The sequence below is a fragment of the Paenibacillus allorhizoplanae genome, from assembly GCF_927798215.1.
In the GTDB taxonomy this organism is placed as follows: Bacteria; Bacillota; Bacilli; order Paenibacillales; family NBRC-103111; genus Paenibacillus_E; species Paenibacillus_E allorhizoplanae.
The window spans coordinates 326669-343413 of record NZ_CAKMMW010000003.1 but is presented as its reverse complement, the minus strand read 5'-3'; the positions used below and the strand labels follow the sequence as shown (position 1 = coordinate 343413).

General features: G+C 46.5%; 10 protein-coding genes. 9 read left to right on the top strand and 1 reads right to left on the bottom strand.

The genetic code is table 11. The annotated features are described in order from the left end of the window. Nucleotides 1–2: 2 nt before the first annotated feature. Complete coding sequence (locus tag L6I86_RS07715; RefSeq protein ID WP_236285982.1) at nt 3–1565, top strand: glycoside hydrolase family 43 protein; 1563 nt, start codon at nt 3–5, stop codon at nt 1563–1565. Between the two features lie 53 nt (nt 1566–1618). On the opposite strand, the gene L6I86_RS07710 is transcribed toward L6I86_RS07715, so the two are convergent. Next, nucleotides 1619–2977 (bottom strand): ABC transporter substrate-binding protein, encoded by a 1359-nt coding sequence (locus tag L6I86_RS07710; protein ID WP_236285981.1) that lies wholly within the window; start codon nt 2975–2977, stop codon nt 1619–1621. A 380-nt stretch (nt 2978–3357) separates the two neighbouring features. On the opposite strand from L6I86_RS07710, the gene L6I86_RS07705 reads away from it, so the two are divergent. From L6I86_RS07705 to L6I86_RS07670, 8 genes are all read left to right on the top strand, one after another. After that, the gene (locus L6I86_RS07705) at nt 3358–6423 is read left to right on the top strand and encodes an S-layer homology domain-containing protein (RefSeq protein ID WP_236285980.1); all 3066 of its coding nucleotides are present in this window, start codon (nt 3358–3360) and stop codon (nt 6421–6423) included. Between the two features lie 138 nt (nt 6424–6561). Then, a complete protein-coding gene (locus L6I86_RS07700; RefSeq protein WP_236285979.1) occupies nt 6562–9714 on the top strand; it encodes an ATP-binding protein in 3153 nt (1050 codons plus the stop codon). Nucleotides 9715–9717: 3 nt separating this feature from the next. Then, nucleotides 9718–10815, top strand: a complete 1098-nt coding sequence (locus tag L6I86_RS07695) for a BTAD domain-containing putative transcriptional regulator (RefSeq protein ID WP_236285978.1) — start codon at nt 9718–9720, stop codon at nt 10813–10815. 261 nt (nt 10816–11076) lie between these two features. Continuing rightward, the gene (locus L6I86_RS07690) at nt 11077–11472 is read left to right on the top strand and encodes a (R)-mandelonitrile lyase (protein WP_236285977.1); all 396 of its coding nucleotides are present in this window, start codon (nt 11077–11079) and stop codon (nt 11470–11472) included. 178 nt (nt 11473–11650) lie between these two features. Continuing rightward, entirely contained in the window at nt 11651–13555 is a 1905-nt protein-coding gene (glgB, locus tag L6I86_RS07685) for a 1,4-alpha-glucan branching protein GlgB (RefSeq protein WP_236285976.1), read from the top strand. Nucleotides 13556–13562: 7 nt separating this feature from the next. Next, a complete protein-coding gene (locus L6I86_RS07680) occupies nt 13563–14744 on the top strand; it encodes a glucose-1-phosphate adenylyltransferase (RefSeq protein WP_276574811.1) in 1182 nt (393 codons plus the stop codon). Nucleotides 14745–14767: 23 nt separating this feature from the next. Beyond that, nucleotides 14768–15901, top strand: coding sequence for a glucose-1-phosphate adenylyltransferase subunit GlgD (glgD, locus tag L6I86_RS07675; protein ID WP_236285975.1), 1134 nt, complete (start codon nt 14768–14770; stop codon nt 15899–15901). Between the two features lie 23 nt (nt 15902–15924). After that, nucleotides 15925–16740 (top strand): PPK2 family polyphosphate kinase, encoded by an 816-nt coding sequence (locus L6I86_RS07670; RefSeq protein WP_236285974.1) that lies wholly within the window; start codon nt 15925–15927, stop codon nt 16738–16740. The last annotated feature ends 5 nt before the right edge of the window (nt 16741–16745 follow it).

Sequence of the window (16745 nt, the reverse complement as noted above, 5' to 3'; positions counted from 1 at the left end):
AAATGAATGACTTACAGAGATTGATGAATGAACAACCATGGGTGGCAGATCAAGGCGATGGTACCTACAAGAATCCTATCCTACACGCGGATTATTCGGATCCAGATGTGATACGTGTTGGTGAGGATTTTTATATGACGGCATCCAGTTTTGGGCATATTCCGGGCTTGCCGATTTTACACTCTCAAGACCTAGTAAATTGGAAGCTCATCAATCATGCTATCCCTAAGATGAATCTGGATGGGTATGAGGTACCTCAACACGGGAATGGTGTATGGGCGCCAAGTTTCCGTTACCATGAAGGAAAGTTTTGGATTTTCTATGGCGATCCAGACGTTGGGATCATGATGACAACAGCGGAAGATCCTGCGGGTGAATGGACGCCTCTGCACATGGTGAAAGAAGGGAAAGGACTGATCGATACGTGTCCTTTTTGGGATGAAGATGGGCAAGCATATCTGATTCATGCCTACGCTCAAAGTCGAAGCGGTATTAAACATAAGCTCCGAATCTGCAAGATGTCAGCGGATGGGAAACGACTGCTCGATGAAGGGCAAATTGTTTATGATGGTACGGAGTCGCATCCAACGCTCGAAGGCCCCAAACTTTATAAACGTAATGGGTATTATTATATATTTGCTCCAGCAGGAGGCGTTGCAACAGGGTGGCAGACGATTTTCCGTTCGACTACAATTTGGGGGCCGTATGAGGATAAAATTGTACTCCACCAGGGTCAGACGTCAGTAAATGGGCCTCATCAAGGCGGCTGGGTCGAGCTGGAATCCGGGGAATCCTGGTTTGTACATTTCCAAGACAAAGGCGCTTACGGTCGAGTTGTACACCTGCAGCCTGTTGAATGGGTAGAAGACTGGCCTCTGATGGGAGAAAGAAGAGAAGGGGAGCGTATCGGCGAGCCAGTTCTAACGTATAAGAAGCCTGATGTGGGTGGCGTGTTTCCCATTCAAGTGCCAGCTACGTCGGATGAGTTTGATCAGGCTAAGCTTGGGCTTCAATGGCAATGGCAGACTAATCCGCAAGAGGATTGGTATAGCTTACGAACGCATTCGAGCCAAATCCGGCTGCATGCTGTTTCGAAGTACCAACAACTAAGCTTATATGATGCACCGCACCTGCTTCTACAGAAGTTCCCTGCACCCGAATTCGAAGTAGCAGTCAGTTTCGACGCCTCTGGACTTCAGGAGGATGATTTCGCTGGTTTGATCGTATTCGGATACCGTTATGCTTATCTGGGCTTGCGCAAAAGTGATCTTGGATTGGCTAGCAAGTCACTGACGCTATTTATGGCCCAAGGGGATGCTGACGGGGAAGAGGAGTTGTGGTCTGTGGCTGTAGAGGAGATAACTGATGTTATTCTCAAGGTCAAAGTAGTAGAAGCAGCACAGTGTTCCTACAGCTATAGCTTAAATGGCAGTAATTATCAGGCGATACCGATTGAACCTTTTGTGGCAAGTGAGGGGCGATGGGTCGGTGCCAAGGTTGGCATGTTTTGCTCTGGTGAAGCCCGTGGATTTGTTGATGTGGATTGGTTTCAAGTTTCCAAATAAACGAGATGTTAAATAGAAAAGGGCAGCCGATGTTCAATTCGGCTGCCCTTCTTTTACTTACTTGTTACAGATGCATCGAAAGTTGCTTTTTCTTTTTCCAATAACTTCGCCCACTCATCCAGCATGTCTTTGGCCGTCATTTTCTTCGCCATAACCTTCTGAACCATCGGTTCCATCGTTTGTTGAATATTCGTGTAGCCTGGCATGTAGACAGGGTTGTCAGTAAGTTTCGTATCTTTGGAAGCCATGAGATCGGCACCTGTTTTGATATACGTTGTATTCTGGATCCAGTCTTCTTTCATAGCATCAATATTCGTTGGGATTTCTCCGTAAAGCTTCCCAGCAGCACCATCATAATTCATGTAATAGAAGGTTAAAAACTTCCAAGCAGCGTCTTTGTTTTTGGAGGATTTGGTGAGCATCAAGGTGCTTGGCGTTACGCCTGGGTGCACATTATAACCTTTGACACTTTTAGGGAAAGGTGCTGCAGTAAACTTGGACAAGTCTCCGTTGAACGCTTTAACATGGGCACTGGCCGACCCTAGGTTATGGAAAATCATACCGATTTTACCTGCCTGGAACGATGCTGCTAATTCTGTCCAACCTTTACTCAAATCGTCCTCTGGCGTGTTAACATTATATCCGCCTAGGTACTTTTCGAGGAATTGAACATGCAGCGGATCGTTTATTGTAGCCTTGCCGTCCTTGAAATAATTTGTGATGCCTGAGTAGGAGTACATGAGCATCTCCAATGTGTTAGCGCTTCCAGCTCCACCTCGAATGCCGTATCCATAGAGGCCTTTAGGTTTGTCTGTCAATTTCTGAGCATCTTCAAAGAATTGATCCCAAGTTCCTGGGGTTGGCAGATTAGCTGCTTTTAACCAATCGGGTCTAAACCACATAATCCATGGTTGAATGGATGTTGGCAAGCCATAAAGCTTACCGCCTTTAGGATCCATGGATCTAACCGAAGCAATTGCCGTCGTAGCGACCTTGTCTTTGTTTTCCCATTTCGTGAAGTAATCGTCTAGTGGCTCCAACACACCACGACTCACAAGATCAGAAGTAAAGTTGCTAATAATATCGGGAGCCTCGCCAGCGGCAAGTGCTACGTTAACCTTTTGGTTATAGCCCGCTAAATCCCCAGGTACCCCTAAGAAAGTGGCTGTAATATCCGGATTTTTGGTATTAAAATCCTTTACAATTCCTTGCCAGAACTGTTCTCTCTCTGGCGTAACCGCTGCGCCCCAGATATCAATCGTTGTTTTCTTTCCTGTAGCCTTTTGTGTTGCTTCCGCACCGCTTGCCGGGGCACTAGTTCCAGAAGCTGATTCACCGTTCCCGCAGCCAGTAAGTGCAATCGATGTTAGTATGATGGTTGTCATACCAAATCCCCACAATTTCTTTCTCATTTCAACATCTCCTTATACCCCTTAATTATTTAGGCAAATGTGACGAGAGCTCTTTCGTCTTGTATTAAGTGTAGCTTGGAGAGCCTTGTTTTTACATAAGATTTCTTTCATTCTTTTGTTTCATTTCTTTGAAACTTCGTTCGGTGTAAATGGGGAAAACTCTACCCGTTGTATAGTGGGTAGAGTTTCTTATTGTGTGCCACGTATGGGGGGAATACCGAAGGATTTCATCTTGTTCATTTTTTGTTTATTCGTAATTTGTATAATAATCCCGATTACTGTCGAAACATTTTTTTTGTAAATAGGTCCATGGACAGGGTCTTGTAGTCATGTATGTATTATAATTGCATGAGATTATGACAAATGGGGAGAGAACGAAGATGACAACAATGAGACGAAACTCTTTAACCAGGGCAGTAGGCATGTTGATGAGCTTTATGCTTACGCTCGCTTTACTTGTACCTTATGGCGAAGGCGATACTGCTTATGCACGACCTGCTCCAACAGCTCCGGCGTACACAGGGCCTTTGACTTGGATGGATTATACGGTGAGGAGTGTAAATAGTCCACTCGGTCCAGTACCTTACTCCTTAGCATTTGATGGACAAGATAACTTATATGTGACCAAGTTCACCAATATTGTCAGCAACGGCCCTGGAATAGCCAGCAAGGTGGAGAAAATATCGAAGTACGATCAATCGGTCACGGATATTACTTATAATCTTGCGGGCACGTATACAGTGGGCATTGCTTTGGACCATAATGAAAACGTGTATGTGACGGATAATTCTACCTCAGGAAATAACGTTTCCAACGTTGCCCGAATTAAGAAGCTAACGTCGGGAACGGATACTTGGACGGACATTACAAACGGCTTGACTCCGCGCTATGCGATGGGCGTTGCAGCAGATAGGCTAGGCAATGTGTACGTCGTTGACAGCGATAATACGAACGGCAGTTTGGTGTCGAAACCTAAAGTTTTCAAATTGGTAAGCGGACAGCAGAGTTGGACGGAGATTTCGGATGCTTCTTTTCCTAACACCGTCGCTTTTGATATTGTCGTTGATACCGTAGGAAACTTGTTTGTCAGCTTTATTCCATATTCTGGGATTGGAGGCGGAGGTGGAAAAATATTGAAGTTGGCGTACGGGGCGTCCAATTGGACGGACGTTACACCTACTACACCACAGGGATCACTTCCATTCATTCCTTACGGACTCTCTGTCGATCAATTTGATAACGTGTATGTAGTTAATATGATAAATGGCGGTATAAAGAAGCTTGGCTATAACGGTGACTCCGATAATTGGACGGAATTTGTGATCATGTCCGATCCGCTCAGCTCCCTCAGTAATTTCGATGTTGCGGTAGATAGCCTTGGCTATATATTTAGTACAAACATGAGTCGCAAAAACGTGAATACCTTGATGGCTACGGTCATTTATAATGGCATGGGGAATACGTCAGGAACCGTTCCTACCGAACAGCTACACGGATACAAACCGGATGAGTTCGCTACTGTAGCGGGTCAAGGTAGCTTGGCGAAAACCAATCACACCTTCTCGGGCTGGGATACTTCGTCAACTGCGACGACTGCTGTGTATGCTGCGGGAGATATAATACCTATGACACAAAGCGTAACGCTGTATGCAGTTTGGACGCCTATTCCAACGTACACGGTGACTTATGTAGCAGGAAACGGCGGCAGCATCAGTGGTTCCGGAAGTGAGATTGTTGCTCAAGGCGGTTCTCCTCTTTCGGTACCTGTCGTAACGCCCGATCAAGGCTATATATTTCTAGGTTGGAGCAGTGATGGTGGAGCAACGCTGCTCACGAACGTTCAGTTGGCCTCAGTCGTGATCACTGGCAATATAACGTATACAGCATATTTTCAGCCTCCTGTAACGGTAACAGGTCTTCAGCTCGATAGCACCAATTATTCACTTTATAATGGTGATACGCATGAAACGGTCGTTACAGCAGTATATTCCGATACAACTACGCTTGATGTCAGCACTGGCGCTTTGTACACGTCAAGTGATACGAATGTCGTTACGGTGAACTCCACAGGGTTAGTGACGGCGAAAGCGAACGGGCAAGCTGTTATTACAGCCGAATATGAAGGACAGCAGGCTCAAGCGACGGTAACGGTTTCGGCTAGACCGGATACAGGTGGAGGCTCTTCAGGAACGACGACAAATCCGGGAATCGAAATCATCGTCGATGGTGTGAAGCAGGGTCAATTAGCAACCGCCAAGCAGGATACGGTGAACGGACGGAAAGTAACGACAGTTCTGCTGGATAGCGGGAAAGTAAGTGAGAAACTGAGCCGTGACAATAGCAAAAAGTTGACGATACCTGTAAGTGGAGACAGCCAGGTTGTTACAGGGCAGTTGGACGGCGGCTTGGTCAAATTGTTAGAAACGCATGACGCAGAAATTCAGATTGCAACGGACAAAGGCAGCTATACGCTCCCGGCTTCGCAAATCAACATCGATGCGATATCCGAGAAGTTTGGAACTGGTTTGAAGCTGGAGGACTTGACGATTCGAATCCAGATTTCCGAGGCTTCTGATGATCAGAAGGCACAAGCGCAAGCAGCTTCACAAACGGACAAATTCCAAGTGATCGTGCCGCCGGTTGATTTTGATATTGTGGTCTCTTACAAAGGACAATCGGTCACGTTGGACAAATTTAGCAGCTATGTGGAACGTACGATAACGATTCCTGACGGTGTTGAGCCGAACCAAATAACGACAGGTGTCGTGGTAGAGCCGGACGGAACGATTCGCCACGTACCGACGAAAATCGTCGTTGACGGTGGTAAATATCGCGCTCAAATCAACAGCTTGACTAATAGTACGTATGCGGTCGTCTGGCATCCACTTTCATTTGCTGATGTCGCAAAGCACTGGGCGAAAGGGGCAGTGAACAGCATGGGCTCGCGTATGATTATCGAAGGTGCGGGTAACGGTTTGTTTAACCCGGATCAGGACATTACCCGAGCAGAATTCGCGGCCATCCTCGTCCGCGGGTTGGGACTGAAGCCGGTTGGATCATCTGTACCATTCTCGGATGTGAAGGCACAGGACTGGTACAGCAGTGCGGTAAGCACGGCTTATGGATATGGTTTGGTTGCTGGTTTTGAAGACGGATCGTTCCGTCCGAACGACCGCGTTACTAGAGAACAAGCGATGGTCATGATGGCCAAAGCGATGCAGATTACCGGGCTGACGAGCAAAACGAGCGGCGTGGAGATAGTTCTTGAGCAATACGTCGATGCCAATGAAATGTCATCTTGGGCACGTGAAGGAGTCATTGATTGTATCGGAACTGAACTTGTATCGGGCAGAAATTCGGATGTGCTTGCTCCGAAGGCTAACATGACCCGAGCGGAAGTTGCCTCCATTGTGCAGCGTTTGCTTCAGAAATCAGAACTGATCTAAGCACGTGTTATTCAGACAAAGAAACCGCTTCGTATCGAAGCGGTTTTATTTTCATTGTAAGCCGCATAGCGAATAGGAATTCACGATGACGACAACGAAATAGTTTATATCGTTAAGTAATTGTACTGGAAGGAGGAGGTGAACCTGATTCAAAACGAAAGAATATTTTGGGTTGCAAGGGTCTTGCTTGTCACTGTTATCGGATTGATCGGTTTTTCGCTCGTACCTCTTTCTGGGAAGGTTGGAGGCGGCGAGCAGCAAAACCAATGGATTGTGCAGAATGGCGTCTTAGATCTTGCGCGGTGGAGTCCCGAAGACGATCCAGTTATCCTGTTGGATGGCGAATGGGAGTTCTACTGGAACCAGTTGCTTACGCCGGATGACTTCCGAGAACCATCGAAATTCCCTGATAGTAGCGGTGTTTCTTATATGAAAGTCCCCTCCCCGTGGAACGGGAAGCTGATTAATGGCGACGAGCTCCCGGTTTATGGAGCGGCTACGTACAGGATGGTGTTGACGGGGCTTTCCTATTCCGGAGAGTTGGCACTGAAGAAAACGAATATTCGTTTTGCCAGCGAGATTTATGTGAACGAAGTCAAGCTGCTTGCGGATGGGCAAACGTCAGGCGACAACAAATCGGGCTATCGCTCGGGAAACCGCCCGCAGCTTGGCGTTTTTTCCGCGAACCAGGGACGCATCGAGATTATCGTGCAAGCGGCTAACTACGATTATGTAAATTCAGGTATCGTCGATTCGTTGCGCTTTGGGTCAGCCGACCAATTGATCGCAGAACGGCAGCTAGCGCTCAGTAAAGATTTTTTCGTACTAGGTATTCTCTGTACGCTGACGCTGATTTATTTGATCTGTTTCGTAGCTGCCTCCGCTTATCGCATCAAAGACAATTCGCTTTTCCTATTGGCGTCCATCTGTCTGATGTTTGGGCTGTATCACGGGCTAATGGGAGAGCGATCGCTGTTTTTTTTGTTGGAAGGCAGATTATCTTTCGATGTCTTATATAAAATCAAGGATTTCGTTTCGGTTTCCGGTTGTTTGGCATTAGCGCTTTTTTTCCATCATTTGCATCGAAGCAAGCTGTCACTACGGATTACACAAGGAGTATCGTTCGTGCTGATTGGATTTATGCTCCTTATTCCATTGCTATCCATCCGTGCGTATACGCCAATTCAGATTTATATTGTTCTCCTGTACCAAATCGTTCAATTTTGGAATTTTCTCGTATCTGCACAATTGTTCGTCCGAGGCGAGCGAGGGTCACGGTTTAAATTACTGATGCTGTGTGTGGCTGTCCTGATGATTAATATGTATTCACTGGACGTTATTTTTTTCGCAATGGGGATCCATAGCAGCGCTTCGCTGGCGCAGTTTTGCATCATTATTTTTAATGTCGTGATGGTACCTGTAGTAGTACTGCGCTTTTTTGAAGCTTACCAGACAGTTGACAGGATGAAAGACCAACTGTTGCGGCTCGATAAAATCAAAGACGACTTTCTGTCGAATACGTCTCATGAATTGCGGACACCGCTGAATGCGATCGTTAATATTTCACAGTCACTGCTTAAGGGAGTGGAGGGGACGCTTACAGACAAGCAGGCTCGCAACATGTCCATCGTGGTTGATAGCGGCAGAAGGCTGATGATGCTCGTAAACGAGTTGCTCGATTACTCAAAACTCAAGCACGGTGATTTGGCGTTACAAAGAAGCACAGTCGATGTGAAATCATATGTGGAATCGGTTATTCAGATTCACGGCTTTTTGCTGGAGGGTAGTAGCACGAAGCTCATTAACAACGTACCGGATCACTTGCCTCTCGTTTATGCGGACGGTAATCGTCTCATTCAAATTTTGCATAATTTAATCAGTAATGCGATTAAGTTTTCCAATCAAGGGACCGTCGAAGTGAGCACAGAAACTAGGGGAGAATGGATGGAAGTGCGAGTGAGAGATACAGGGATTGGGATCGCTGCAGATATGCGCGAACGCATTTTCCTAGATTTCGAACAAGGCGGAGCGGCCGATTACGGCGGCACCGGGCTCGGGCTCAGCATTACGAAACGTCTGGTGGAGCTGCACGGCGGACATATCGAAGTTGATTCAGAGCCGGGTAGGGGGGTGACATTCCGCTTCACGCTGCCCCTGGCAGGTGATAAGTTGAAACTGGATGGCGACGGAAGGTTGGCTGAATCAGTCGAATTGCCATTGTCCGGAACTTTCAGCATGCACCCTACCGAGTATCCACTTTATGTTGCGGGGAAAGAAAAGGAACCAATCCTGCTGGTGAATGACAACTTTGCCAATCTTCAAAGTATGATGAACATGTTCAAGCTGGAAGAGCGCACTTTCATCGTTGTCGACCGTGGGCAATTAGCTTTGGAAACATTGTTCAGTCATCCGGATATTTCCCTTGTCGTACTGGATCTCATCATGTCGGACATGTCCGGCTACGAAGTTCTTGGGCGCATACGGGAAAGATTCTCGCCGTTCGAATTGCCAGTGCTCGTGCTGACGGCCCGCAACAGCAGCGAGGATATTCGGATTGCGCTAGAAAATGGAGCGAACGATGTCGTCGCTAAGCCGTTTGAATCCGAGGAATTGATGGCCCGCGTACGTAATTTGACCGAGCTGAAATCTTCGGTCAAGCTGGCCAGAAATGCAGAGATCGCTTTTCTACGTTCGCAGATCAAACCGCATTTTCTGTATAACGCGCTTACGGCGATCGCCGAACTGTGCGTGATGGATGCCGAACAGGCGGAGCAGCTTACGCTCCGATTGTCGCGGTATTTGAGAAGCAGTTTTGATTTCAAGCACCTTGAAGCGTTGACTACGCTGGAGAACGAGTTGGAGCTTGTCAAATCTTATGTAGCCATTGAGCAGGCAAGATTTGGCGCGAGGCTGCAGGTGGAATACGTCTTGGAGGCAAATTTGGGGGTCATGATCCCCCCTCTTGTCATTCAGCCGATTGTCGAGAACGCGATTCGACACGGCATTATGTCCCGTTCGAAAGGGGGGACGGTGAAATTGACCGTCATCGAACGGGTACAAGGTGATATATGGATACGCATTGAAGACAATGGCTGCGGCATGAATGAAGGTCAGTTGAAGTCAGTCATGAAGCCCGATACGACTGTCGGAGGCATTGGATTGTGGAATATTAGTCAGCGCCTGCGATTGCTGTATGGAACAACATTGTGCATCGACAGCCGAGAGGGCGAAGGTACGCGTGTGGAGATGGAATTGTCGACAAGCCACATTTTAGAAAGAGGGGAGACGTAGCGTATGCTGCGATTGATGATCGTAGACGACGAGGAAATGGCGATAAGGAGATTGAAGCGCCTCTTGTCGGAAATCGGTGGAATCGGGAGTATCGGGACATTCTTAGATCCCCAAGAAGGATATGATTATGCCAAAGAGCATGACGTCGATGTCGCCTTTCTAGATATCTCCATGCCCGATATTAACGGAATGAGATTGTCGGCGTTGCTAACGGATTTGCGGCGAAATATCGATATCGTGTTAGTGACGGGTTCCGACGAGTACGCGGTTAGGGCCTATGCGATTAACGTGCTGGACTATATCGTAAAGCCTGTTACGTCGGAGAGGCTGGCCGTTACCATGGAGAAGATTCAAAGGGTTCGTCGGCAGGACGATCCCGCCCCGAACCTGGACGTTCAACTGTTTGGTGGTTTTAAAATTATAGGCCGTACGATCGAAGGGAAGAAAGAAGCGATTCGATTGCGGACTCCGAAAACCGAGGAGTTATTTGCTTTTTTGGCTTGCAAAAGAACGGTCGCTCGGGAAGAAGTGACGGAAACGTTGTGGCAGAATCTGGCCCCAGACAACGCATTGAAGAATTTGAATTCGACGCTGTACGCTATCCGTAAAGCAGTCGGATACGACCGGTCTGGCGGCGGGATTACAACGACAAGCAACGAGATACGCTTAGAAACCGATGACCTGAAGTGCGATCTGTATGAGTTCGAGCGATTAATTAAGGAAATTAGAAGAGCACCCAGTGAGAGTGCAGTCTTGTTGGAAAAGGCGGAAGCCCTCTATAAGGGACCGCTGTTGAAAGGCAGGTCCTATGAGTGGGCCATCGAGATCAGTCGCTCGCTAGAGCAACAGTACATTGATTTGCTGGAGCTGACCGCTCAGCATCATCGGACACATGACCGTCAGCAGCAAACGCTGCATTACTACGGGGAAATGTTGAAGATCGATCCCATGAGAGAAGACATCCATTACAAAATGATGCGGTTGTATACGGAGCTAGGCCGGAAGAACGAAGCGATGAAGCAATATCGCGAATTAGAGCAACTGCTCCAGCGAGAGCTTGGAACATCGCCAGATCTTCGACTAGAGGATGTGATTTCATAAGAAAGACAAGCTCCTCATCTAATAAGGGAAGGGCTTGTCTTTGCTCATTCCTTTATGCGATGCTAGTTCTTGCCACACAGTCGTCGTCAGCAGCGTCGGCAGTTTCGAAAAAACTCGCACAAATATCTGTATATTTTTCAGTTAATAGAAATTTTATGGCGTATGCGCTAGCGAGAATTTAATTTAGCCATCCCTTTTGGTATCATTATGTTTACAACAACGCGACAACAAATACGTAACTTTTACGGAGGTAATTAGAAAATGGAAATCAAAAGAGCAGGATCCCAACCTTCGGGTAAAGGACCATCTGATTATTTCACGGGAACGGTTCGGATCGATCCATTATTTGAAGCAGCTGAGCCTGCACGCGTAGCAAGTGCAAGTGTTACGTTCGAACCCGGCGCACGGACAGCGTGGCATACACATCCGCTGGGTCAAACGCTGATCGTAACGGCAGGGGTAGGACGGGCTCAACGATTGGGGGGGCCAATCGAAGAAATTCGCCCTGGGGATGTGGTCTGGTTCCCACCTGGAATAAAGCACTGGCACGGAGCTTCGCCCACCACAGCTATGACACATATTGCCATTCAAGAACGTCTTGATGGCAAGGCGGTCGAATGGCTGGAGCAAGTCACTGATGATGAATATCAGTCCTAAGACGCGCGGAATCGATGTTATAACAGCAAAAGCGCTAAATAAATTTACTGTTCAAAAAACACGAGCCAAAATGGCATCGTGTTTTTTTTTTGTGCTGCAAAAAGTTATAAGTTCGTTGTTTCAATCTATCCATATGCGTGTAATTAGCATTAAATAACAACACTGGGGAGGAATGAGCATGACAATGATCGCCTCGAAATCAAACACGGATGCGCTTTATTTGCTGCATGAGGGCACACAGTATCAAAGCTATCAATTTCTTGGAGCACATTTGGAAGAACGCGATGGCTGCAAAGGAGTCAACTTCGCTGTGTGGGCACCGAATGCCAAGCAGGTGAACGTATCCGGAAGTTTTAATGGTTGGGATGGCACTCATCATGCTATGACCATGCAGGAAGGTATTTGGACACTGTTCATACCCGAGCTGGAAGAAGGCACTTTATATAAATATGAAATCGTTACGCTGGATGGAGATCGTTATCTGAAGGCGGACCCATATGCGTTTCAAACGGAGGTTCGACCGGAAACCGCTTCCATTATTGCTTCGCTTGATAATTATGACTGGCAGGATGAAGACTGGTTGGCGAATAATACGTCGAATCAACACTTGCAGCAGCCGCTTCTCATCTATGAAGTGCATTTGGGCAGTTGGAAGCGCAAGGAGGATGGCGGATTTTATAGTTATGTGGAATTAGCTGATGAGCTCGTCGATTACGTTCACGAGCGAGGGTATACCCATATTGAGCTCATGCCACTTGCCGAACATCCACTTGACTCATCGTGGGGATATCAGGTAACCAGCTACTATTCGGTGACAAGCCGTTATGGATCACCGAAAGACTTTATGTATTTTGTGGATCGTTGTCATCAAAAGGGGATCGGCGTGATTATGGATTGGGTCCCTGCTCATTTTTGCAAAGATGCGCATGGCTTATCCCGTTTTGACGGCTCCCCCCTCTATGAGTATGCAGATAGTCGCAAAGGTGAGAATCCGACGTGGGGGACGTATATTTTCGATTATGGGAAGCCGGAAGTCATTAGCTATTTAATTTCGAATGCTCTCTTTTGGATGGATATGTATCATGTCGATGGACTAAGAGTCGATGCCGTCTATAGTCTGCTAACGCTGAATTTTAATCGGCCAGAAGAGGAATACATTCGAAACGAACAGGGTGGAGAGGAGCATCTGGAAGGGATTGCATTTCTACAAAAATTAAATGCGGTCGTATTTTCCAGGTATCCTAATGTGCTTATGATTGCAGAAGACTCCAGCGCATATCCGGGTGTCACTACACCTGTTGAGTATGGAGGACTAGGGTTTAATTACAAATGGAATTTAGCCTTTACCTCCGATACGCTGGAATATATGAAGAAAAATCAGAGCGAACGCGTCGGACAGGAAGATCGGTTAACGCGGTCACTGCTGGGGACAAGCGATGAGAATTATGTCTTGCCTTATTCTCATGACGAAATGAATTATCCGAGCAAATCCTTGTTAGGTAAAATGTCTGGGGAAGATAATTGGCAGCGTTTTGCTAATCTGCGTGTGCTTTATACGTATATGATGGGACATCCGGGTAAAAAGCTGCTTTTTATGGGTACTGAATTCGGTCAAATGGACGATTGGAATTCAGAGGATTCCTTGGTATGGGGATTGCTTAGGAATGAAGAGCATCAACAATTTGCGGAATTTGTGAAACGGATGAATCATTTTTACATAGCAGAAAAAGCATTGTGGGAACTGGATTTCGAGTCGAACGGCTTTACCTCATTAGTTGCGGATGAGAAAGAGGATGGTCTGGTGACGCTCTTGCGAAAATCGAAGACGAACAATGAGCAGCTAATTATCATCAGCAATTTCAAGCCTGAAACGCATGAGGGATATCGCCTTGGGGTCATGGAGCCTGGGCGCTATCGGGAGGTTTTTAACAGCGATAAGTTGGAATTTGGCGGTTCAGGAATAACGAATGACCATAGTTTGGAAACCCAGGAATGGTTTTGTCAGGGGTATCCTCAAAGTATTTCAGTTAACATACCGCCACTTGCAGCGGTTATCGTCAAATATATGCCTACGGAAGGATGAGATTAAAGTGAAGAAACAGGAATGCGTAGCTATGCTTTTAGCAGGTGGTGAGGGCAGTAGACTTAGTCCGTTAACGAAAAATATTGCAAAGCCAGCTGTCCATTTTGGTGGGAAATATAGAATCATTGACTTTTCTTTAAGCAATTGCCACCATTCGGGCATTGACACGGTAGGCGTATTGACGCAGTACAAGCCTGCTGTTCTGCATGCTCATATTGGAAACGGGGAAGCATGGGGGATGAAGAGTGATAGAGGGGGGATCTCTCTATTTGAAAGACAAGTTGGTGCGCCCAATGCTTACTCGGGGACAGCAGATGCCATTTATCAGAATTTGGCTTTTCTCCGGGAACAGAATCCAAGCTATGTTTTAATTATTTCCAGCGACCATATCTACAGCATGGATTACCGCGCGATGATCGAGCATCACAAGGCATCTGGTGCGGATGTTACCATATCCGTGACACCTGTGAAATGGGAGGAAGCGAGTCGGTTTGGCATTATGAGCACCGATGAAAACGACCGGGTCACAGCTTTTGAAGAGAAACCACTGAAGCCAGGTAGTAATCTCGCTTCCATGGGTGTGTATTTGTTCAATTGGGATGTTCTTCGATCATCTTTGGAACAAGACGCGAAAGATCAGGCTTCGGACCATGATTTTGGACATAATATCATTCCAGGACTATTAGCTGGAGGTGCCTATTTATCAGCGTATCCGTTTGAAGGATATTGGAAGGATGTGGGCACGATTCAAAGCCTATGGGAATCCCATATGGATTTACTGGGATATACGCCTAAATTGCAATTGGAACAGGAAGCGTGGCCTGTCCTGACCAAAACAAAGAATCTCTCGAAGACTCACGTTGCCTTGACGGCCAGAGTAAATAATGCCGTTATCGGGGATGGCTCGACGATCTATGGAAATGTCAGTCATTCCGTGGTGTTCGATAATGTTCGGGTTGGAGAAAATAGCAGAGTACTCAATAGCGTCATCATGCCAGGTGTGCAAATTGGTAAAAACGCACTCATCAGTAATGCGATTATCGGAGAGGGCGCTATGATTAAAGATGGAGCTGTTGTAGGTCAGTTAGACGCGATAGAGATCACGACAATTGCTGAGAGAACAACGGTAAGACGCCAATATCCAGCTGTTATTCCGGCCAAGCTGACCAATCAGGTGTACTTTGGGTAATCCAAGACAAGGAGGAGTGTACGATGAAGGATGTTCTTGGGATGATCAATTTGATGAATGAACAAGATGACTTATCTACACTTACACGCAATCGATGTGTAGGTGCCGTGCCTTTTGCCGGTCGTTATCGGATGGTCGACTTTGCGCTCTCCAATATGAGCAATTCAGGTATTCAGAAGGTGATGCTTTTAACGAATGACAAAGCGGACTCCCTCCTCGAACATGTGGGTAACGGGCATCATTGGGGCTTAGATACGACCGCGGAAGGCGGTGTAACGGTGCTCCCTCCTAGTTATCTCGCTAAGGATGTGCGTGGAGATCTATTTCATCTATACAGTCATCTTGATTTATTGAAAAATTGTACCGAAACGTATATGCTGCTTGCTCCAAGCAGTGTGATTTACCATATGAATTTTGAAAATATGATCGATTACCATCTGGGCAACGATGCTGATATTACGATTCTCTACAAGCATTTAATGGAGATGGATCGCCATGCGCATATTGGTCATGCCTATAACTTGGAAATGAACGACCAGGGCAGAGTCGTCAAGGTTACGCCAACGTACCATGCGTTGCCAAGCTTAAAACCGCAAAATATCGATTTGGATACGATGGTGATCAAACGAAGTCTGCTCATTGAGCTGATCGAGCAAAGTATGATGCTTGGCAGTGAGAGGTATCTGAAAGAAGTCATATGGAACCACTTAGCCGATATTCATGTTCAAGGTTATGCCAATCATGGATATGTGGCAATTATGGATTCGATCGATAGTTATTATGCCCATAGTATGCACCTTCTGCAACCGCATGGATGGCATGAATTTATGATTAACCATGAATCTGTCTATACAAGGCAGGAAGAAGAACTGGAAACGGCCTATCATGATCAAGCGTTGATTCGTAACTCATTCATCGCTCATGGCTGCAGCATTGAAGGCTATGTGGAAAATAGTATTTTGTTTCCCGGTGTGAAGGTGAATCGAGGCGTTAGCATCAAGAATAGTATCGTGATGCATCAGTGCGCGATCGAAGCGAACGCCTATTTGGATCATGTTATTTTGGACAAACAAGTGGTGGTGGAACAAGGAGCTGTCTTACGCGGCGAGTTCGCACACCCCATTGTGGCAGAAAAAATGGTTGATATCAGCCAATGACAACAAGGTAGAGGAGGTCAAGTATGCCTATTAGCCATTTTCGATGGGAACCTGGTAAAAAAGTACATTTATCGAGCTTAGACCCCAATGATACGAATGCTCATCATGACAGAGAAGAAATCGAGCCGAATATGGCACGTTTGAAAGAACGATTGCAAGATCTTCAAAATATGCTTTATGCAGAAAAGCAGCGTTCTGTTCTGTTCATCATTCAAGGCATGGATTGCAGTGGGAAAGATGGTGTCGTGAAGCAGGCGCTCGGATGCTTGCATCCGCAGGGGTTCCAAGTAACGAGTTTCCGAACGCCAACAGAAGAAGAGGCATCCCATGATTTTTTGTGGCGTGCACATAAGGCGACGCCTGCCAAAGGCATGATAGGAGCTTTCGTTCGGTCTTACTATGAAGATGTACTGATTACCCGTGTACATCAATCAATTGACGATTCGGAAACCAAACAACGGTTCAAGCATATCAAACATTTTGAGAAACTACTGGAGAGCAGTGGTGTGAAAATAGTAAAGATTTTCTTGCATATTTCGCAAGATTTCCAACTAGCCAAGCTTAGAAATCGACTCAAGGATCCAACCAAGCGTTGGAAATTCGATAAGAATGACCTGGTTGAACGTGAATCTTGGGACGAATATCAAACGGCTTATGAGGATTTAATTAAACACTGCAGTTCGGAGTCAGCACCTTGGTATATTGTTCCTGCCAACCATCGCTGGTATCGGGACTGGTCAGTTCTGCAAATTGCCGTAGCAGCGTTAGAAAGCATGGAATTAACTTATCCGGAATCGGACAAGGAGTTTGATGACAAGCTCCTCGCTACATTGCAGTAAGATTG